Here is a 20,619-nt window from a genome sequence, read left to right as displayed (position 1 = left end):
ACTTTAAGGTGTTTGATTTGGTATTCTTCTATGTCAATTATGGCTATGTCTGATGTCAGCATACTTTTTAGAACACCACCGAAATATTTATTGACTAAAAATGCTTATCAAATAAAAGTGAAAAAATTATAGCACGCGTTTTTAATGGTTCCATACCAGAACTAAGGTTCCCTATGAGTAGCAGTAATGTGTCAACCGCCAAACAATCTACCGCATTTTATTCTCCTTTAATATTTAAAAATTCGCTATTAAAGCTATCGCTAGGAGTGACATGCGTGCTCTCATTAAGCGCCTGCCAGCCATCTCCAACGGACGACACCGCCAATAATAACGACAATAAAGCCCAAGACAGTAGCTATTTGCAAAATATAACGCCTGAGCGTGCTCAAACGATTGAAGCGCTAGCGGGCGTCCCTATGCAGCAGCTTGCCAGCTTTGATGCGCAAGAAATCAAACAAGGTGGCGATACTGGTATTAGTATCACCACGAGCGAAAGCTACTCTAAACCTTCTTCAAATATCACCGCTTCGCGTAAAGGCTCTTTCTTTATCGGCAATGCGTTTTTTAGGCAACCTTGGGTGGTCGCGCCGGCAAGTACCGATAGCCGTGATGGGCTTGGCGCTTTATTTAACGTTGCTGCCTGTCAATCTTGCCATATCAAAGACGGTCGCGGTCATGCGCCGATGAGAAGTGATGACGATGCTGATAGCTTGTTGATTCGCCTTGCGATGCCGGCGACTACCGAAGCGCAGCGCCAAAAGCTAAAAGATTCCTTGATTGAAAAAGTCGCCCATCCTATGTATGGCGGTCAATTGCAGGACCGCGGTGTGCAAGGCGTGCCTGCTGAAGCCCGAATTGTAGTACAGTGGAACGATAAACCCGTTACCTTTGCTGATGGTCATGTCGAGACCTTGCGTGCGCCAACCTTTAATCTGACCAAACCCGGTTATGGTCCATTTGATAATGAGCTGATGGTATCGCCGCGGGTAGCCTTACCGATGATTGGGCTTGGGTTACTCGAGCAGATTCCAGACGATGATATTAAAAAACAAGCAGTCAAAGTAAATAACGCTAATAGCGACATTAGCGGTAAATTTAATATGGTCATGGATCCACAAACGGGTAAAGTGGCATTAGGACGCTTTGGCTGGAAAGCTGGTCAAACCAAGCTGATTACTCAAAACCAAAGTGCGTTTAATGAGGATATGGGGCTGACCTCAAATATCCGTCCGCATGAGTCTTGTATGCCAGCGCAGACCGCTTGTGTGAATGCCGCAACAGGTGCTGATGAACAAGGTAATGGTAAGCCGCCCGTCGAAGTCAATGATGAAGTGGCAAAGTTCGTCGAATTTTATACCCGTAATCTGGCGGTGCCGCATCGCCGCAATGCCGAAGACAAGCTGGTATTGGCCGGCAAAAAACGCTTTTATGATATGGGCTGTCAAAGCTGCCATACGCCGCGTTATCAGTTGCCAAAAACCGACGATGACCATCTTGAGCAGCACGGACAAGTGATTTATCCTTATACCGATTTATTGTTGCATGACATGGGCGATGGCTTGGCTGATCGTACCATTGCGGGTAAGCTGCCATCTAAAGATTTACAGGTTGAGTTTTTAGCCAACTCTTATGAGTGGCGCACGCCTGCTTTGTGGGGCATTGGTCTTGCGCAAACCGTCGATCCACAAGCGACGTTTTTACATGATGGGCGCGCGCGTACTTTGATGGAAGCGGTACTTTGGCATGGCGGCGAAGCGGAAAAGCAGAAGCAAAAAGTACTTAAGCTTGATAAACAAGGACGCAGTGAGTTGAATGCGTTCTTAAAGTCATTATAAAAATAAGCGTATGAGCGTTAAAAGCGATGGTCATTCAACGTAAGAAATACAAAGTTAAATAATTACTTATATCAATATTCATCCAAATACTGAGAAATCTATGAAAATAAACCCTGCTTTAGCAATGGCATTATCAGCGCTAAGTGCTGGTATTCTAATTAGCTGTGTCAAACCTGCGGAAGAAAATAAAGTACCAGAGGTAGATAGCCAAGTCGCGCAAGAGGGTGCTACTTCTAAGGCTGCTGCTGAAAAAGACAGTAATGACGCTAAGGTTGCAGCAGTAGATATTAGTCCTGATACCGAAAAAACCTATCTGACCCACGTGGCAAATGACATTGTCATTCCAGCCTATGCAGATGCCGCAAAGCAGAGTGATTTATTGCATGATTTGGCAAAGAAATCTTGTCAGCAAGCGCCCGTGAGCGGTGATGCGCTAAAAGAATTGCGCGACCAATGGTTGGTGCTCGCACAAGCTTGGGCAAGCGCTGAGATGGTTAACTTTGGACCAGCGACGGCGAGCATGAGTAACTTATATATCAATTATTATCCTGATGAGCGCGGCCTGGTACATAGCGGGGTCGCTGATTTGATTGCTGCCAATCCCAAGCTTACCGCCGAGCAGTTGGCTAACGAGAGCGCCATCGTGCAAGGCGTGCCAGGCTTAGAAGAAGTGCTTTATGCCAATGATAGTTTGGATGCTGGGCAGTGCGCATATGTGATGAGCGCGAGCAGAGCTTTGAGCACACGTCTAAAAGATATCGAGAAAAACTGGCAGCAAAATGCCACTGATTTACTAGCAATTGATAAAACCGCCGAGAGCGATCAAGGTTTAAACCAATGGTTTAACTCGCTGCTGTCATTGGTTGAGACGATGAAATCTAACGCTATCGACCAGCCATTGGGTTTAACTGCTAAAGCAAAAGGTCATCTGCCAGCTGCGACCGCTGGACAAAGCCGCGCGATTATCACTGCGAAATTGGCAACCTTAAATCAAGCAATGACTGACCCTGTTTTGACTGCTATTCTTGGTGGCAATAATGAAAATGCAGTGGCAGATAATCTATCGACCGCGTTTGCCGATACCACGACGTTACTGGCACAAATGCCAGAAGATTTAGCGACTGCTGATAAAGCGACGCAGCAAGAACTACTTGATCATCTCACGAGCATTACGCGCATTATTAAGCGTCAATTGATTCCAACCCTTGGTCTGCGTGTTGGCTTTAACAGCACCGATGGCGATTAAATAATGGCTACTATTGACGCTAAGACAGCAGATAAAGAGCAAGATAAGCAGCCTAATAATGAGCTGCTGGCGACATCGGCACTGACCCTGCTTTGTGCTGCCATGGGTACAGCCGCTCTTGTCGGTATCCATCATCGTTTTCGTAAACAGCAGCAACCTGATGCCAGCTTATGGGATTATGTGGCAGGTATGGGCGCGCAGTTACAGTTGATAAACTTGACGCCTAAACGCGAGCTCGTGCAATTTCGCCACGCTTGTCAGCAAGCGGCAGTTGCATGGCAGCAGGCTTATCGCTCACAGAGAGATGACGGGCAAAATAACAAGTCTTATAGCGTAAGCGATTTTAGCGCAGCACATACGACCACAATACTGCCACAACCTGTTTGTTGGGTTAGCGGCGTGGCGTCTATGCCAAAAAACATCGCTTTAGTAACTGAAGACTGTGACGCTAGTCATAATGAGCACGACTTCGGCGTGGTTGGTATCGACGCTGATAGGCAAATCGTTTGGCAAACGACCATGCCCGAACGCGTGCATGATATTGTCGTTCAACCTATTTCTGATAGGCAAAAATTTTTTGCTAAGAATAACCAAGCACGTGATGTGGTGGTGATGGGTCGGCGCCCGAGCGAAAGGTTTTGGGTATTAGACACGGCAACTGGGCAAGTAAAGTTTGCTATTAAAGCGTCTACGCATCGTCATTTTTATGGCCATGCTTGTTATAGCCTGGATGGTAAATTGCTCTACGTGACCGAAAATGACACCGTAAGCTTAGACGGTAAAATCGGTATTTATGATGCCTGTGATCATTATCAAAAAATAGCAGAGTATGACTCGCATGGTATCGGCCCGCATGAGCTGATTATGCATCCTGATGGCGAAACGTTGGTGATTGCGAATGGTGGTATCAAAACCGAGCAAGCGTCGCGTGAAGAGCTCAATTTAGACAGTATGCGACCGTCATTGGCTTACCTCAATCGTCATACTGGCGATTTGCTTGAGCAGATTATGCCTGAGCACAATCAAATGAGCGTGCGTCACCTCGCCATGCATGACGATGGCACGGTGATGATAGGTATTCAGTTTCAAGGCGAAAAGCATATCAATGTGCCGTTAGTATTGACCCATAAACGCGGTGAGCCTGATTTTAAACCCCTTATTATGCCCAATAATCAATGGCAACGTTTCCACCAATATATCGCCAGTGTGGCGGTTGATAGTGAGCGTAACCTATTATGTGTGACCACGCCAATTGGCGGTTGTGCGGCGATTTATGACTTAAATACTCGTACATTGATTGATGATATTAGCTTACCAGATTGTGCCGGTGCAGCCGTATTAGCAAATCAGAATGCTGACAAAGCAGGCTATAACAATACCAATGCCAATGCCAATGTTAAGGCTAAGGCTAATGCGCACTCAGGTTTTATCGTTAGTGATGGACTAGGTCAGTTAACCGCGTTAACTGTTAATCATTTAGCAACTGCTGAACTTGCTAGAGTAGATAACGTTGAGCGTATTTTTATAGACAGCAAATATCATCTGATGTCGTTTGACAATCACTTACAAGCGCTGTGAGCATGAATGTGCCGTCACAGTATGATTCGCCCTTATTAAATAGCGCTATACGTTGTTTGGCGCAAGCGGATATTGAACTACACATCAGCAAAAAGCGCGTTAAAAATATCAATTTTCGCTTAAAACCGCATAAATTAATGGTCTCTATACCCATCTCTCTTAGCTCAGCGCAAACTGCTCAGGCGATAGAGAAACGCGTGCCTTGGGCAATCGCCAATCACCCGCACGTATTAGAACGCTATAAACGTCAGCAAATCCCATCACAGCAATCTATAAAAGAGGCTTCAACTGCCGATAGCACACTGCTATTGTGGGGCGTAGAGCAATCATTCACCTTAAACCACGATAAAAAAATTGCCTACTATCGGCAACATCTCTCTGAAGTAATGCCTGCATTATTTAATAAATGGCAACCGATTGTCGGCGCTTATGCTAATGAAATACGTCTAAAGAAAATGCATACGCGTTGGGGTAGTTGCAATACCCGCGCACGGCGAATTTGGTTGTCCGTCTATCTGCCAGCTTATCCTATCGAATGCACCGAATACGTCATCGTCCATGAGCTGTGTCATCTGCATCATGCCAATCATAGCCGCGCTTTTTGGCAAACGGTGGCAACGGCGATGCCCGATTATCAATATTGGCATAATATGCTGGCAGGTAAAACAGGGCAGCTAGACTAAAGTAGGAGCTACTGCTAAATAACCAGATGTCATACCTTAATCTGCTAAGATAAGGTTTTTTATCGAAACAAGGATGTGCTATGGAAAACGTCAATCAAGCGCAGTTTTGGCAACAGCGCTATAAAGAGGACAGTATCGGCTGGGATATGGGGCAAGTGTCACCACCGCTCAAAGCTTATATTGACCAGTTGCCTGAATCTGCTAAAGAGCAAGCGATTTTAGTACCGGGCGCGGGCAATGCTTATGAGGTCGGTTATCTGCATGAGCAAGGGTTTACCAATGTCACCTTGGTTGATTTTGCCCCTGCGCCGATTGAGGCTTTCGCAGAGCGCTATCTCAACTTTCCAGCAGAGCATTTGGTCTGTGCTGATTTTTTTGCGTTATCGCCTGCGCAATATCAGTTTGATTTGGTGCTTGAGCAGACGTTTTTTTGTGCCATAAATCCTGCGCGCCGTGATGAGTATGTGGCGCAGATGGCCGCATTATTGAAACCGAACGGCAAGCTAGTTGGGCTGCTGTTTGATAAGGATTTTGGACGAGAGGAACCGCCGTTTGGCGGCTCGAAAGCTGAATACCAGCAGCGTTTTGCACCCTATTTCGATATTGAGATTATGGAAACGAGCTATAACTCGCATCCGGCGCGGCAGGGCAGTGAGCTGTTTATTAAGATGCGCGTAAAATCTTAATCTCACGCTTGATGTTTTGCCGAGCCTGCTTTTCTAACCTGTCATAATAATAATCGGTTAGGTAAAGCTTCGGGTGCGCCAATAACTCTGTTAATACTGCTCTACGTCCATCACGATAATCTGGGTTTGAGACATGCGCATATTCTTGCCGAACCGCTTGGGCATATTGCTCGTAATCAGTCCAAGATGCCCCCAGAATACTCAAATCCATATCTAGTAAATAAGCGGCATCAAAGTTTTTTTGAGCGTTTGAGCATTCAGCAAGTTTATGATTGGCCGTCATCATAATGAGCGCGTAAATATGTTGGCACTGCTCAGCCGATAAATAAGGGCGTAGCGCTTCTACGGCATATTCTGCACTTTTTAGCTCATTATCTGAGCGCGTTGGCGCATATATCACGTCATGATAAAATAGTGCCAATGCGATAATATGCGACTCATTTAAAACATGCTTAATCTGCTCAAACTGCGCAAATAATTGCTCAATATGCTGCAAGCTATGATAAGCGCGCTGAGCTTCATTATAACGTATAGCGATATCTTGCCAAAGATTGTTAACTTTTTCTGGTTCTACAGCGCTATTAATAGCTGTTAAATGGCGCGCAAAAATCTTGCCAAGCTCACGCTCTATTTGCGCAAAAGCCTTTATCATTTAACTTCCTTATTCTTCTACTTTTTAGCCAACTTCCATTCACCACCAGTCATTTATTTTTTATGATCTGCCTCTTCAAAGGCTTGTTTAAATAGTTGCCCAAGCAAATTAACATCATCAACGCGGGCATAGTTTAAGCGGGTGACAAAAGCGATATGACGATGCGGCCCTTTTTCTGCTAATGGTACTGCGACTGCATTTTGGTTTTGCAAATGCAGCTGATCGAGTGCCATTTCTGGCACCAAGGTCGTGCCCATATTAGCAAGCGCCATTTGTATTAGGGTGTTCAAGCTGGCATCAGAAAAGCTTGATTTCATTTGCGCGCGGTCGAAATGACAGACGGTCAAGGTTTGATCGGTCAGACAATGTCCTTCGCCAAGTAGCATCAGATTGGCGGTTGCCAGCTCATCGGCGTTAATTTTTTCAAGCTTGGCATGGACGTCATCCTGTGGAAAGACCGCAAAGAAATCTTCCGCCCAAAACTCAAAGGTATGCAAACCATCGACCGCATAAGGCAACGCAATAATGGCGGTATCAATATGACCATAGCGTACCTGCTCAAGCAAACGCTCGGTTTGCTGCTCGATAACCGTCATACGAAATTCAGGGTAGTGTTTGCGCAGCGCAGGTAGTACTTTTGGCAGCAGATACGGCGCAATCGTCGGAATGATACCAACCGTCATCGGGTACGCAAGCGGTGATTGATGGCTATGTGCGCGCGTGGTCAAATCATTGACTTCAGAAAATATACGCTGCGCCCGCGTCAAGATGTCCTCACCGATAGGCGTAATCAAAACTTGCTTATTATTACGCTCAAAAATCTGCGTATCTAGTTGCTTTTCTAGCTCGGCGATACCCAAACTCAGCGCTGATTGTGAAATGTTACAGTCTTCTGCTGCCCGTTTAAAATGACGATGTTTGGCAACTGCTAAGGCAAACTCAAGTTGACGTAGAGTAATCATAAAACCTCTCTATTAATGGGTTTTGAACGCCATTTGTTTTGGGCGTTTATCTTGTGTACTATAGCAATTTAATGCCGATGTTCGTATAAAAAAAGCCGTTAGAATAGTTTAACAAGTTTAATAAAACAAAACATCACATTAAAAACTTTTAACTGGATTAACTATAGAATTCGCGTATAGTTTGTCTTGTAACCCAGTTAATGAGTGGGTTAATCAAAACCTGCAGCCATAAACACCAATTAACTTAACAACAATCAATTAATCAAAAAAGGAGCCAATCATGGCGTCAATTATCAATCAAGAAATTCCAGAGTTTTCAGCAGAAGCGTTTGTAAACGGTGATTTCAAAACCATCACTTCAGAAGATGTAAAAGGCAGTTGGGCTATCTTCCTATTTTACCCAGCTGACTTCACCTTTGTTTGCCCAACTGAACTTGAAGACATGGCAGCCCATTACGAAGAGCTTAAAGGCCTAGGCGTAGAAGTGTACTCAGTATCGACTGACACACATTTCACTCATAAAGCATGGCATGATTCTTCAGACGCTATCGGCAAAGTCACTTATCCAATGATCGGTGACCCAACTGGCCGTATCACTCGTGGCTTTAATGTCATGATTGAAGAAGCCGGTTTGGCGGAGCGTGGTACTTTCTTAGTAGACCCAGACGGTAAAATCCAAGTCGCTGAAATCCATGCAGGTGGTATTGGCCGTAGTGCAAAAGACATGCTACGTAAAGTAAAAGCGGCACAGTACGTTCGTGATAACGACGGCGAAGTTTGCCCAGCAGCTTGGGAACAAGGTCAAGAAACCCTTAAACCAAGCCTAGATCTAGTTGGTAAAATCTAAGGATATACTTAGATAACTTACTATTTAGACTAGCGAAAAGATAAGTATAAAATTTAATAGTAAGTTTTCATTTTTAAAAGAAAACGCTATTAAATGATGACTTAAGAACGCCCCATCGGCTTTGATTGATGGGGCGTTTTTTTGTCTATTTTTTATAGGCAGATATTTAGAGATAGATAGTGTTAGGACAAGATTACAGGCTGTCTACAGATTGTCACCTAAGTTCATTCGATTTTTATCACAGAATGCTTATGATTTAAAGATATAGTGAGTGGAAAGTAATATCGACACATCACGCACTGCTGATATCAATTTTTCTTGCTTGTTGCCATCACAGTAGAGGCGACGAAGCACTCACCTTAGTTGCACAGAAATGGTTTTACATTGAACCTATCACATAAATCGGTAATGAAGAGAGGATATTATGAGTAACGACAAATCATCTGCTAAAGAATTTCCGAAACAAGAACAATCGCTACCAGGCTCGCAGCAAGAGCAGCACCCAAGCCCTGAGGTACTGCCAAAAGAGTATCCAAATGGCAAGCTTGCTGGGAAAGTTGCTATTATCACTGGCGCGGATAGCGGGATCGGGCAAGCAGTGGCGATATTATTTGCCAAAGAAGGCGCGGACGTAGTGGTCAGCTACCTATGTGAAGATGACGATGCCAAGATGACCAAAAAGCACGTAGAGTCTTACCAGCAGCGCTGCTTACTGGTGGCGTCAGATTTATCAGAAGAAGCTAACTGTCAAAAGCTAATCGATACCGCCATCGCTGAGTTCGGCAAAATTGATATTTTAGTCAATAACGCTGGGATGCAGGTTGAGCAAGAATCGCTCACCGATATCAGTAGTGCGCAATTTGATAAAACCATTCATACCAATTTTTATCCGCACTTTTGGTTGAGTAAATTTTCCTTACCACACATGCCAGCGGGTAGCTCGATTATCAATACCACCTCTATCACCGCTTATCGCGGCAGTGACCATTTGATTGATTATGCCGCCACTAAGGGCGCGATTTTATCTTTCACCCGTGCTTTAGCCAATAATTTAATGAGTCAGGATAAAGGTATCCGCGTCAATGGCGTCGCACCCGGTCCTATTTGGACGCCGCTTATTGTGGCGTCATTTACCCCTGATGAGATAGAGAAGTTCGGTCAGAGCACGCCGATGGGCCGCGCCGGTCAGCCAAACGAGGTCGCGCCTGCTTATCTATACTTGGCCAGTGACGACGCAAGCTACGTTACAGGACAGGTTATCCATGTAAATGGCGGCGAGATTGTCGGTGGATAAAGTGAGTAGATGAGTGCTTCATTAAGTAAGTAAGTAAATGGTTAATTTAGCCAATGCTCATCGAGCGTTTATTGACTTATATTGATCTAAGTACAATTAAAATTGCGACAAAAAATAGCGGCTTGGTTCGATACTTACTTGCTCATCGAACCAAGCCGCTATTGAATCAGGTAGCGTTATAAACTAAAGTGTTTATACCGCAGAATTGAGTTTATTTTTATCGATTATTTTATAAATCTCATCTTTTAAGTGCAGCTTGCGCTTTTTCATTTTTTCTATTTCTTCGTCACAGCTGGCGTGCGTCACCAAATCCTTATCGAGCTGGTTGATTTGCTGATCAAGCTTGGTATGCTCATCAAAAATGCTCGCAAAGTAGCTGTCTTTTTGCTTAAGTTCGCAAATAATATCTCTGTTGTCTTGCCATGTATCAGTCTTTCTCATGTTGTCATCCTTGTTATAAAGCGCAGGCTTAGTAAAGCCATAGCGCATTTTAGTTAAGAGCGCTCTGATGAATTGATATGATTGTGAGACTTCATTCTTACCAAGCCAAATCGCAATTCAGCTCAGTTTTGAACAGGCTTATGCGCAGCAGAAAGGGCATTTGCTAACGACAATTAGCAGTCAATCTGCCGACCGGTAAATAAGAGTGTTTCTTATTCGCCTCATCTGATTGTAGCGAAAAAATTTACCCGATACCATGACTATCATGGATTTTCTTTTATTGATAGGTTTAAAAATTAAATAGTAATGCCTATTTATGATTTGTTTTATTAAACATAAAGTTTGAGTTTATCGGCTTGCGTGGTATGTCTAAAGCCTTGATAATAGACGTATCAAAGGTGGTAAGCCAAGTATTTATGGCTTTTTAAATCAGATACTTAGCTTGTCACCAAACCCTATTTAAATGTGCAGCGATATAGCTGACGTTACATATCTGATAATAATGAGGAACAAACATGATAGATCAAGGTTTATTAGACGCAGTCAAAAGCTATAGTGAAAACATGACCCGCCCCATTACCTTTGTATTGGGTAGCGGCGAACATAGCAAACGTGCTGAGTTGATTGATTTTTTAACTAAAATCGCCGGCACCACGGATAAAATCAATTTTGATAGCGCAGCAACTGATGACAGCTTACCAAGTCCGATTAGCTTTAAAGTCGTCAGTCATATTGATAATGCATTGACTGATACGGGGATCGTTTTTAGCGGTATTCCGGGTGGCCATGAATTTACCTCGCTGATTTTGGCGATTTTGCAAGCGGGCGGTCATACCTTAAAACTGGATGAAGGGATTCAAAAACTGATTAAGCGTTTTAATAAGCCGCTACAGTTTCAGACTTATGTCTCGCTGTCTTGCCATAGCTGTCCGGATGTGGTGCAAGCGCTGAACCAATTTGCGCTGCTCAACTATGACATCAGTAACGAGATGATTGATGGTGCGTTATTTCAAGAGCAAGTCGAGGCCAATAATATCCAAGGTGTACCAGCGGTATTTTTAAATGGTAAACCTTTTGCCAATGGTAAAATCGATACGGCTAAATTGATTGAGAAGTTACAAGAGCAGTTCCCTGATTTATTGAGCGAAGTGGCTGATGACGCTGAGCAGTTAGAGCAGCAAGATGTAACGATTATCGGTGCAGGCCCTGCTGGTGTGGCGGCGGCGATTTATACCGCGCGTAAAGGCTTAAAAGTTACCATGGTCGCCGACCGTATCGGTGGACAAGTGAAAGACACGCAAGATATCGAAAACCTAATCTCTGTACCTTTAACCACGGGTAGTGAGCTGTCAGCAAACTTCGAGAAACATTTGCACGAATATGACATTACGCTTAAAGAGCATGTCAGCGTCAAAGAAATCAGTGAAACTAAAGAAGAAAATTACCGTATTCATCTCAACACTGGGGAAACGTTTGAGACGCGCAGTATTATCTTAGCGACCGGTGCCCAGTGGCGTAAGCTTGGTGTGCCGGGTGAAGATGAAAACGTGGGTCAAGGCGTAGCCTACTGTGCGCACTGTGATGGCCCATTCTTTAAAGGTAAGGATATTGCGGTCGTTGGCGGTGGTAACTCAGGTATCGAGGCAGCGCTAGATTTGGCAGGTATTGTTAAACACGTGACCGTCCTTGAATTTGCCGATGATTTAAAGGCGGACCAAGTACTGATTAATAAAGCCAAAGAGAAGAGCAATATTGATATCATTACCAGTGCTGCAACGCAAGAGATTAAAGCGCAAGATGGTAAAGTGACTTCGCTTGTTTATCAAGATCGTAGCAGCAGTGAAACCAAAGAGCTCGATATTTCAGCCGTGTTTGTCCAAATTGGTTTGGTGCCAAATACTGAGTTTGTCAAAGGCTTTGTTGATTTAAACCGCTTTGGCGAGATTGAGATTGACGAGCGCTGCCGCACCGACCGCAAAGGTATCTTTGCTTGTGGTGACGTGACCACCGTGCCATTTAAGCAGATTAATATTGCGATGGGTGAGGGTAGCAAAGCGGCATTATCAGCGTTTGAATACTTGGTTATGCAGTAAAATGTTGTTTTAGCTTCCACTAGAGTTTTAAACCCCTAAAATCTACTAAGGTTTTAGGGGTTTTGTTTTTTGAGCAACAACAGTTTTATTCAGGGCATTATCAATCGTCTAACAAATCCATACGCTTTGCCGCCTCATAAATACCCGTTGAGCGGTTACCGGTACGGCAAAAAATCAGTATAGGCTGCTCAGCTTGGTTAAAAAAGTCAGCAAATTCTTCAACATGGTTTTGATTGAGCTCGCTACCGGCAAAAGACACTTCTTTATAAGCAAGACCTGCTTGTTTAGCCGCGGCTTCAATCTCAGCACTGGTTGGTTGGTTTGGTTCTTCACCATCTGGACGGTTGTTAATAATGGTCTTAAAACCATTTTCAGCAATCATAGGTACTTGATCAGGGGTGATTTGTCCGGTAATACTCACTTCATGGCTCATAAAAGCTCCTTTTTATTTTTTAGCGTAAAAACGAAAATTTTGCGCTTAGATTAAAATATTTCAATAAAGCCTACCTGCTTTCTATAGCAAACCTTGCATCAATGCGCTTTGATAGAGCAATTTGGCGCGTGCACCGGTGCCGCAAAACATTAGGATGGGTTTGGGCATACTGCGATAAAAGGCGGCAAACTGCTCGACAGTCGCCATGCTTAAACGCTCATCATCAAATGGTAAATGCTGATAGGTAAGGTTGGCCTTTGCCGTTGCACTGGTAAAGTCACAGCTATTAGGCTGCGTCTCTGTTTCAGCGTCAGGTCGAATATTGAGCACAGAGCGGTAGCCAAGCTCGGCAATCTTGACGCATTGGCTTGGGTAAATTTGCTTATAAATGGTTAAGTCATCGGTCATAAGTTTTTCGGTCGCGTATATTAAATGGCGTAAGGTTTTGTCTATTTCTAGATTCTGTAAATTTTAAAGGCTTATTACAATCTAGCATAACACAGTGGTCATAATAGCTATATTTTGTCACTGATGTTTTCTCAAAAGCACTTTCTGTCAGGATTAATTTAAGCGAAAAATTGGTTAGCTATAAGCTAATTATCTTTTAGCGCATTGACCGCATCCATGGTGCTTAAATAAACCTGCCCTGATAGATGGGTTATGACCGGTGTATGCTCGATAATATCCATCACCGGTCCCTTAATAAAGCTAAAGCTTAAGTGCTTTTTTTGGTTAAATAATTCTTGATTGAGGCTGATAAGCATCTCTTGTCCGGTCAAGTCAATATGATTGACCGCTGACATAATCAGGATAACCTCATGCGCCTCGGGGTACTGCCGCGTCGCTTGTATGACGCTGCGATGCACGGATTCACTATTGCCAAAAAACAAGCTCTCATCGATACGCAGCATCAATAAATTGCTAAAGGTTACCACATCATGACGATTGATATTGCGAAAATGTCCTGTACCCGCTAGCTGTCCGACGACGGCAACGTGTGGTTTACTCGACTGCCAAATGAGGCTAGCAAACGACACCATCAAACCGATGACTAAGCCAGTATTTAGCCCAAATATAAGCACCCCGATAAATGCCGCCAGAAAGCTCGCCGCATCTAAGCGGTCGCGTTGCCATGCTGACTTTAAAGTCGCCATATCAATGAGACCGATAATTGACGTCATAATAGTCGCGCCCAAGAGAGCGTAGGGCAGAGGCGCTAATAAATGACCAAAAGCGATCAACGCAGCAATCATAACCAGCACGGTTACCAGACTTGCGACTGGCGTTTTGGCGCCTGAGTCGGCATTAATCGCTGTTCGTGAAAAGCCGCCAGCGATGGTAAAGCTTTGAAAAAAGCCGCCCGCCATATTGGCCAGTCCCAGTCCGGTTAACTCACGATTGGCATCAAAGCTTTCACCGCGCAGGCGTGCATAGTTGCTGGCTACTGAGCTACTTGAGACAAAGATAATCAACGCCATCAAACCTGCGCTTGGTAATAGATTGAGCGCTTCATGAAAATCTGGCAAGTACGGTAGGGTAAAGCTGGGCAGCCCTTGCGGAATATCACCAATCGTCGCTACGCCATGCGTTGTCCAATGCAAACTCATGCTTAATACAATGGCAAGACCAAGCAAAATAAGCGGGAATAGACGCTCAGCCCATTTGGCATAAGAGGCTGACAACCAAGAGCGCCAGACCCATTTGCTCGCATAACGGTTGGCAAACAACAGCGTAAATGCCATCACGCCGATGATCAAGGTTAGCGGATGCAGCTGGCGGCCATACATCTGCATACTGGATAAATAACCAATAAGGCCATTACCGGCAATAGGAATCCCCGTCAGATATTTAAGCTGACTGACAAAAATCAATACCGCCGCGCCACTGATAAAGCCTGCCGATACGCCGCGACTGATAAACTGCATAATCCAGCCAAGCTTCAGCCTTCCCGCCAGCCATAACATCGTGCCAACCATCAAAGACAGTAAACTGGCCATCAATATATATTGCTGCGTGCCATCATTGCCATAAGGATGCAAACTACTTGCCGTCATAATTGCCGTGATGGCGACGGGCCCTACAGCTTGGACATTGCTCGAGCCTATCCACGCATATACCAGCACGGGTACGATAGCTGCATAGAGTCCATAGACCGGCGGCAACCCTGCTAGTACCGCATAGCCTAAGCTTTGCGGAATGACAAGCACGCCAACGACTAAGCCCGCGATGACGTCAGTCGGCAGGGCAGACAGCTGATACTGACGTAACCAAGCAGGAATCAGACGGGCAGCGATAGAAGGCATGGCGATATGTCATCACGATAAGAAAGTTAAAAATAATTAAAAACCAAACGCGCAGTTAGGCATCTGTTTTGGCACAAAAGCGCTCATACAATAACTGTAATACCGATAATGCATCGTCGCTTGCGATACTATAGTAGATTTGCTTACCTTCGCGGCGGGTCGTCACCAGCTCGTCTTTACGCAAAATACCTAGCTGCTGCGATAAACTTGGCTGACCGACACCGACCAAGCCCTCAAGCTCACTGACACAGTACTCGCCTTGGGTCAGCTGACACAAAAGTAATAAGCGATCAGGATGTGAGAGCGATTTTAATAACTGGCTGGCTTGCATGGAGGCTTGTTGCATTTGCTCAGCAAGGTCTTTAGGCGCAAAGTCTGCGACGTTGGCAGATGTAGGCGTGCCAGTGGGGATGGTGGTTGTGCTCAATGCTGAAGTTGAAGTAGTCAGAGCGAGCTCCTTATAAAAGATATAAATAGAAAAAGCAGAGTTTATAGATAAGTTACGGATATATATAGTTAATTATCAATGATATCGCGATTTATAGCAAGTTATCGTTATTTACATTATATAAATTGATAAAATGTATAATGATTGCTATAGTGCTGGTATTGTATTGGTAGGCAGAAGCATAGGAAATATAGGCAACACTAGGGATAGATACTATAAATCAGCAGCAAATGCCATAAATAAACGCCTATTATACGGAACAATACCTTAAAAATTAAAACATTCATATACAAGTAAAGAGGTAGCCATGCAAGTTCATTCTTTCTTACATAGCGACACGGAAACTTACACCCATTTACTGGCTGATGTGCAGCATCAAGTGTGTGCCATCATCGATCCTGTACTGGATTTTGATGCTAAATCCGGACATACGGATACCGTGAGTGTAGATGAAGTAATAGCGTTCGTTCGAGAGCAGGGCTGGACGCTGGTTTATATTATAGAAACCCATGCTCATGCCGACCATATATCTGCTGCTATCCATGTAAAAGATGAGCTTGGCGGTAAGTTGGTCATCGGGCAACATATCACCGAAGTGCAAAAAATATTTAAGCAAATCTTTAACTTTGATAGCAGTTTTCGTACCGATGCCAGCCAGTTTGATATCTTGACCGATGAAGGCGAGACCTTGACGCTTGGCGGTATTACGATTACTGCTATGTATGTGCCTGGTCACACCCGCGCGGATATGGCGTATCTTGCCGCTGATGATGAAAAAACCGTGGTCTTTGTCGGTGATACGCTATTTGCTCCCGATGTTGGTACAGCGCGCTGCGACTTCCCCGGAGGCGACGCCAAAACCCTGTATCAGTCTATCCAAAAATTGCTCGCACTGCCTGACGAAACCATCATGTATCTGTGCCATGACTATCCGAGTCAAGGTCGCAAGCATTGTCCAACCACGACGGTAGCCGCGCAAAAGCTCGGAAATATCCATGTCAAAGAGGGTATCAATGAAGCGGAGTTTGTCGAGATGCGCGAGCGCCGCGATGCCACGCTAGAGATGCCGCGGCTCATTATCCCGTCAGTACAACTCAATATCGATGCCGGACATTTTCCAAAACCAGAAGACAATGGTATGCGCTATCTCAAAGTGCCACTTAATGCGCTTTAAGCGTCAATTATATTTAGATAAACAAAAAAACTGGCAAGAAGTAGATAAATACAATTAAGCAAAAAGTTACGCAAGCACAATACGTGCAACGGTTATCTTGATGCTAGTCTATTTATAAGAGCGTTACTAAGACGCCCGCCGCTGTTATTTTTAAAGGAGTTGTATCATGAGTGAGCAAAACTCTCATCTGGTTTGTCCGCACTGCAGTGCCACCAATCGCGTACCTGCAGCGCGCCTTAATGCCGCACCGAACTGCGGCAAATGTGGTCAGCCATTATTAACGGCCAGTCCGCATGAGCTAAACGCCCAAACAGTTAGTAAAGTCATCCAAAAAAATGAGGTATTGACCATCGTTGATTTTTGGGCAAGTTGGTGTCAGCCGTGTCTAATGATGGCACCGCAGTTTAAAGCCGCAGCCAGCCAGCTGCCGCACGTGGTGTTTGCTAAGATACAAACTGATAAATATGAGCAAGCGACGGCACCTTATAATATTCGTAGCTTGCCGACGATGGTAGCCTTCAAAAACGGCAAAGAAATCGCGCGCCAGTCTGGAGCCTTACCAAGCGATCAAATCGTACAGTGGGTAAGAAGCTTAAACTCTTAATCTCAGATTGAGTTACTGCACTTCATGATTAAACATAAAAAAGCCAATATGCTTATCGCGTATTGGCTTTTTTTGTAAGAGACTTTCAAAACTATGAAACAGGTATTAATGATTACTCACCATAAATCTTAATACCATTGGCAAAGCTACAGCGCTGGATACGAGCAGATTGGATAATGGCATCACGCTCACCATAAAGTCGCGATAATTTGGCATCACGGGCTTTGGTATTGTTACTTTTACCCAAGCCAAAGCTGATATTAGGCGAGATACCCCAACGTCCGGCGGAAACCCCAACGCCGACACCTGAGGCGGCTATGGTCGATTGTTCATTGCGTGCTGCATTGACATAGCGATTGACACGGTTATATTCTTGGCTCAGTGCTTGGCAGTCATAGCTTTGATAAGTGCTCGGTGGCACGTATTGCGGCGTAATATTACCCGTTGAGGCGCAGCCCGAGAGAGCAAAAACGCCAGCTGTGGCGAGTAGTGTTGCTGCAGTAAGAGTTTTCATAATAGCTCCATAAGGCGACGTTGAGAGGTTGATATTTATTTAAGATAGCAAAAAAATAGCGATTAAGATATTGAAAAATATAACTTTTAACGACTCTTAAAATAAATTACCCGGCTTGGTAAAGGCGAGTACCAAGATGCCAACATAGGCGATACCCGCGATAAGGATGCCGGTTTTTCTTTGACTAGGCGTGGCTTTGTCATTAAAAGCTTTAATACTGGCACTGAGTGCGGCAACCAATAAGATAACTTTAGCAAATACCCACTGTACTGGCGCATTGACACTCATAAGTTGCACGAGCATGCCAGCCCCTGAAATAATAATGACGGCATAGAGAATATGAGTCGATATTTTTACCGCAAATGGTGGCTTTTTGTTTGCGCTTAATACCACATAGCTTTGGTATAAAAACAGCGCAATCAACAAGACGGCCATGAGCATATGTAGATGTTTCATTGGATAGGGTTTCCTTTAAAGGTGCCGTTTGCCAGCTTATCTATGTTATTTGGGAATAGCGTTAAGACTAATTTTTGAGACTAGCCTTTATTTTGCCCTGCGCATAATGGGCTGTCAGGACTTTGGCCTTGCCATTCTGTTGGCGTATAAGCATGGATAGCCAAAGCGTGGATTTGACCACCTTGTGAGGTCAAAAGTGAATTTGCTAGATTGTACACGAGCTGATGACGCGCCACCAAGCGTTTGCCTTCAAAGGCATCGCTGACAATCGTCAGTTTAAAGTGACTTTCTTTACCGTCAAAATAACCGGCATGGTTCATTGATTCATTCACCAGTTCAATATGCTGTGCTTGCAGGGCTTGTAGCGCCTCATTAAGAGCGTCTGCAGTCGGCGTATTTGTTGTCATAGTTATCCTCGTCATTTTAATGCTTAGCCTTTTAATTGGCTGATGGCACTCATTATAGCAGACCCTGATAATTATACTGCAAGGCTCTGCAAAGCCTTCTATACCAGTAAAGAGCGGATTAGTGATACGCACAAAAAAGCAGAGCGCAACCTTATTACGCTCTGCTTTTATCGTCTATTATTGTCGTCTATTGCTATTTACTATGAATACCATTTGCTATTAAATTTTAACGACGTGCTTTTTGATATAACGGCATTACCTTAGGCATCAATGACTGCAATTGCGCAATTCGGTTGCTGCTGGTTGGGTGAGTGCTCAAAAATTGCGGTGGCTCGCCTTGGCTGGCGCGCTGCATTTTTTGCCACAAGGTAATCGCGGCTTGTGGGTTGTAACCTGCACGTGCCATCAGTTCAAGACCGATTTGGTCAGCTTCTGCTTCTTGCGTGCGACTGTGCGGACGGCTTAAACCTAAGTCTCCTGCAACGTTAGCAAGCTCAGCCTGACCTTGCGATAGACCAAAAATACTGGCTGCAACACCGATACCCGTTTGCGTGGCATATTGACGCGATAAGCGCTCACGTGAGTGCTCGCGCAACGCATGAGACATTTCATGACCCATAATAGCGGCGATTTCGTCATCGCTAAGATTTAAGCGATCAATGATACCAGTGTAAAACATAATCTTACCACCTGGCATCACAAACGCGTTCAAATCGTTAGATTTAATGGTGTGAACTTCCCACTTCCATTTCGCTGCGTCAGGACGATAGACGCCCACTTGACCAATCAAACGGTTAGAGATATTTTTTAAACGATTGAGCTGGGCCTTATTGGTGTCAAGCAAACCGCGTGCACGTGCTTCTTGGATATTTTTATTGTAGCTTTGCGCTGATAATTGCTGTACTTGCTCACTAGAAACCAAAAGTAGCTGCTGACGGTCAACGCCGACAGCGCCGGTGCTAGTGGTACTTGAGCAACCGGTCAGGGTCAATGCCGACAAAGATGCCGCCATGATGGTGGTGGTAAATAGCTTCTTCATAAAACGTCCTCGCTGTAAATATAAAAAAATTAAACAATATTAAAATGAAAACGGTCGCGGTAAAGATAGTTTTTTATTAAAAAAGGTTAACTGATTAAAAACTCGTCATGCCTGCTGATCTACCAAAACGATAAAGCTCTACCGCAACTATTTATCGTTAGGCATAAGTATAATAATGTTGGCAAGTGAAAACCTAGACAGAAAAAGTAACAATAGGCAGTAGGATTGTAAATGCGATAAATGAAAGTTTGCTACTCAATACCAGCTCCCATAAAATTTGCTACGATTTATAAATTTTTTAAATTTATAGCGTTATTATTAGGAATGAAAATAGTAATTGAAATCAATAATGTATATGTTTTCTTGCCTCGAGAATCACTCAAATTGCCAATTGTCAGTCAAAAACTTGAAAAAAGCTATTGACACCTACAGAATATTTGCTAAAATAGCCAGCCTATCGAGACGTAGTCGTTGTTAACAACATTACGATTTGAAATTTAGCGGGATTAGCTCAGTGGTAGAGCACAACCTTGCCAAGGTTGGGGTCGAGAGTTCGAATCTCTTATCCCGCTCCAAATATAGCTTGCAAAAGCACTAAAGCCTTACTTCTTATAAGAAGTAAGGCTTTTTTTATGTTTTAAATTTAGCACTTAACATTTAAAAGCCAAGTTGGCAGCGCTATTAAAAGTTTATCGGTATACTAAAAATCCCTGCATTATCCTGCATTATGAAATGCACCCGTTACAAATTACGGATAATTTGACACACTCATTTAATTTTAGCCGCGCATAATAATAGTCTGTAGCTTTTAAAAATAATAATAACGATGATAAGGATTTTTTATGCAAGAATTTCAATATAAAGCATTCGGTGGTGTATCAGAAAGTATGCTGAGGAAATAAAAGGAGGAGTGACAGCCAGAGC

At 44.0% G+C, this 20,619-nt stretch carries 21 protein-coding genes and 1 tRNA gene; 11 read left to right on the top strand and 11 right to left on the bottom strand.

The window, feature by feature from the left end:
* Positions 1-173: 173 nt before the first annotated feature.
* The 5 genes from JFC07_RS11440 to JFC07_RS11420 all read left to right on the top strand — a co-directional run bounded on the left by JFC07_RS11440 (position 174) and on the right by JFC07_RS11420 (position 6,028).
* A complete protein-coding gene (locus JFC07_RS11440; RefSeq protein ID WP_102076442.1) occupies positions 174-1,835 on the top strand; it encodes a di-heme oxidoreductase family protein in 1,662 nt (553 codons plus the stop codon).
* 100 nt (positions 1,836-1,935) lie between these two features.
* A complete protein-coding gene (locus JFC07_RS11435) occupies positions 1,936-3,081 on the top strand; it encodes an imelysin family protein (protein ID WP_198329079.1) in 1,146 nt (381 codons plus the stop codon).
* 3 nt (positions 3,082-3,084) lie between these two features.
* Positions 3,085-4,659: a DUF1513 domain-containing protein gene (locus JFC07_RS11430; protein WP_198329078.1), complete on the top strand. Its 1,575-nt coding sequence runs from the start codon at positions 3,085-3,087 to the stop codon at positions 4,657-4,659.
* Positions 4,660-4,661: 2 nt separating this feature from the next.
* Positions 4,662-5,342 (top strand): M48 family metallopeptidase, encoded by a 681-nt coding sequence (locus JFC07_RS11425; RefSeq protein ID WP_068407537.1) that lies wholly within the window; start codon positions 4,662-4,664, stop codon positions 5,340-5,342.
* Positions 5,343-5,422: 80 nt separating this feature from the next.
* A complete protein-coding gene (locus JFC07_RS11420; protein ID WP_068407540.1) occupies positions 5,423-6,028 on the top strand; it encodes a methyltransferase domain-containing protein in 606 nt (201 codons plus the stop codon).
* On the opposite strand, the gene JFC07_RS11415 is transcribed toward JFC07_RS11420, so the two are convergent.
* Positions 6,006-6,680 (bottom strand): HD domain-containing protein, encoded by a 675-nt coding sequence (locus JFC07_RS11415; RefSeq protein WP_068407543.1) that lies wholly within the window; start codon positions 6,678-6,680, stop codon positions 6,006-6,008. The two genes, JFC07_RS11420 and JFC07_RS11415, sit on opposite strands and share 23 nt — an antisense overlap.
* 53 nt (positions 6,681-6,733) lie before the next feature.
* Positions 6,734-7,642, bottom strand: a complete 909-nt coding sequence (locus tag JFC07_RS11410) for a hydrogen peroxide-inducible genes activator (RefSeq protein WP_068407545.1) — start codon at positions 7,640-7,642, stop codon at positions 6,734-6,736.
* A gap of 280 nt (positions 7,643-7,922) precedes the next feature.
* On the opposite strand from JFC07_RS11410, the gene ahpC reads away from it, so the two are divergent.
* Together ahpC and JFC07_RS11400 are read left to right on the top strand one after the other, a co-directional pair.
* Positions 7,923-8,489: an alkyl hydroperoxide reductase subunit C gene (gene ahpC, locus JFC07_RS11405; protein WP_068407548.1), complete on the top strand. Its 567-nt coding sequence runs from the start codon at positions 7,923-7,925 to the stop codon at positions 8,487-8,489.
* 424 nt (positions 8,490-8,913) lie between these two features.
* Entirely contained in the window at positions 8,914-9,783 is an 870-nt protein-coding gene (locus JFC07_RS11400) for a glucose 1-dehydrogenase (protein ID WP_068407550.1), read from the top strand.
* Positions 9,784-9,975: 192 nt separating this feature from the next.
* Here the strand turns inward: JFC07_RS11400 and JFC07_RS11395 are convergent, their stop codons facing one another.
* A complete protein-coding gene (locus JFC07_RS11395; protein ID WP_068407586.1) occupies positions 9,976-10,224 on the bottom strand; it encodes an HP1242/YdcH family protein in 249 nt (82 codons plus the stop codon).
* A 515-nt stretch (positions 10,225-10,739) separates the two neighbouring features.
* Here JFC07_RS11395 and ahpF point away from each other — a divergent pair.
* Positions 10,740-12,317, top strand: a complete 1,578-nt coding sequence (ahpF, locus tag JFC07_RS11390) for an alkyl hydroperoxide reductase subunit F (protein ID WP_068407553.1) — start codon at positions 10,740-10,742, stop codon at positions 12,315-12,317.
* 100 nt (positions 12,318-12,417) lie between these two features.
* On the opposite strand, the gene JFC07_RS11385 is transcribed toward ahpF, so the two are convergent.
* The 4 genes from JFC07_RS11385 to JFC07_RS11370 form a co-directional block, all read right to left on the bottom strand.
* Positions 12,418-12,750 carry a protein tyrosine phosphatase family protein gene (locus tag JFC07_RS11385; RefSeq protein WP_068407556.1) on the bottom strand — a complete coding sequence of 111 codons (333 nt, stop codon included), beginning with the start codon at positions 12,748-12,750 and terminating at the stop codon, positions 12,418-12,420.
* Between the two features lie 81 nt (positions 12,751-12,831).
* A complete protein-coding gene (locus tag JFC07_RS11380; protein ID WP_068407559.1) occupies positions 12,832-13,158 on the bottom strand; it encodes a protein tyrosine phosphatase family protein in 327 nt (108 codons plus the stop codon).
* A 185-nt stretch (positions 13,159-13,343) separates the two neighbouring features.
* On the bottom strand, positions 13,344-15,053 hold the full coding sequence (locus JFC07_RS11375; RefSeq protein WP_068407562.1) for a SulP family inorganic anion transporter: 1,710 nt from the start codon (positions 15,051-15,053) through the stop codon (positions 13,344-13,346).
* A 55-nt stretch (positions 15,054-15,108) separates the two neighbouring features.
* Positions 15,109-15,480: an ArsR/SmtB family transcription factor gene (locus tag JFC07_RS11370; RefSeq protein WP_306495279.1), complete on the bottom strand. Its 372-nt coding sequence runs from the start codon at positions 15,478-15,480 to the stop codon at positions 15,109-15,111.
* A 328-nt stretch (positions 15,481-15,808) separates the two neighbouring features.
* Between JFC07_RS11370 and JFC07_RS11365 the strand changes: the two genes are divergently transcribed.
* Positions 15,809-16,675, top strand: coding sequence for an MBL fold metallo-hydrolase (locus JFC07_RS11365; protein ID WP_068407564.1), 867 nt, complete (start codon positions 15,809-15,811; stop codon positions 16,673-16,675).
* Between the two features lie 166 nt (positions 16,676-16,841).
* Positions 16,842-17,279, top strand: a complete 438-nt coding sequence (trxA, locus tag JFC07_RS11360; protein ID WP_068407567.1) for a thioredoxin — start codon at positions 16,842-16,844, stop codon at positions 17,277-17,279.
* A 112-nt stretch (positions 17,280-17,391) separates the two neighbouring features.
* Here trxA and JFC07_RS11355 read toward each other — a convergent pair whose 3' ends face one another.
* The 4 genes from JFC07_RS11355 to JFC07_RS11340 all read right to left on the bottom strand — a co-directional run bounded on the left by JFC07_RS11355 (position 17,392) and on the right by JFC07_RS11340 (position 19,695).
* Positions 17,392-17,793 carry a hypothetical protein gene (locus JFC07_RS11355; protein ID WP_068407570.1) on the bottom strand — a complete coding sequence of 134 codons (402 nt, stop codon included), beginning with the start codon at positions 17,791-17,793 and terminating at the stop codon, positions 17,392-17,394.
* 96 nt (positions 17,794-17,889) lie between these two features.
* Positions 17,890-18,249, bottom strand: coding sequence for a SirB2 family protein (locus JFC07_RS11350; protein ID WP_068407573.1), 360 nt, complete (start codon positions 18,247-18,249; stop codon positions 17,890-17,892).
* An 80-nt stretch (positions 18,250-18,329) separates the two neighbouring features.
* A complete protein-coding gene (locus JFC07_RS11345) occupies positions 18,330-18,671 on the bottom strand; it encodes a BolA family protein (RefSeq protein WP_068407576.1) in 342 nt (113 codons plus the stop codon).
* 211 nt (positions 18,672-18,882) lie between these two features.
* A complete protein-coding gene (locus tag JFC07_RS11340) occupies positions 18,883-19,695 on the bottom strand; it encodes a M48 family metallopeptidase (RefSeq protein WP_068407582.1) in 813 nt (270 codons plus the stop codon).
* 500 nt (positions 19,696-20,195) lie between these two features.
* Here JFC07_RS11340 and JFC07_RS11335 point away from each other — a divergent pair.
* Positions 20,196-20,270, top strand: a tRNA-Gly gene (locus JFC07_RS11335).
* Positions 20,271-20,619: the final 349 nt, after the last annotated feature.

Source organism: Psychrobacter faecalis (assembly GCF_016107575.1).
GTDB classification, from domain to species: domain Bacteria; phylum Pseudomonadota; class Gammaproteobacteria; order Pseudomonadales; family Moraxellaceae; genus Psychrobacter; species Psychrobacter faecalis.
Note: the sequence above shows the minus strand (reverse complement) of the source record. Positions and strands in the feature narration are given on the sequence as shown.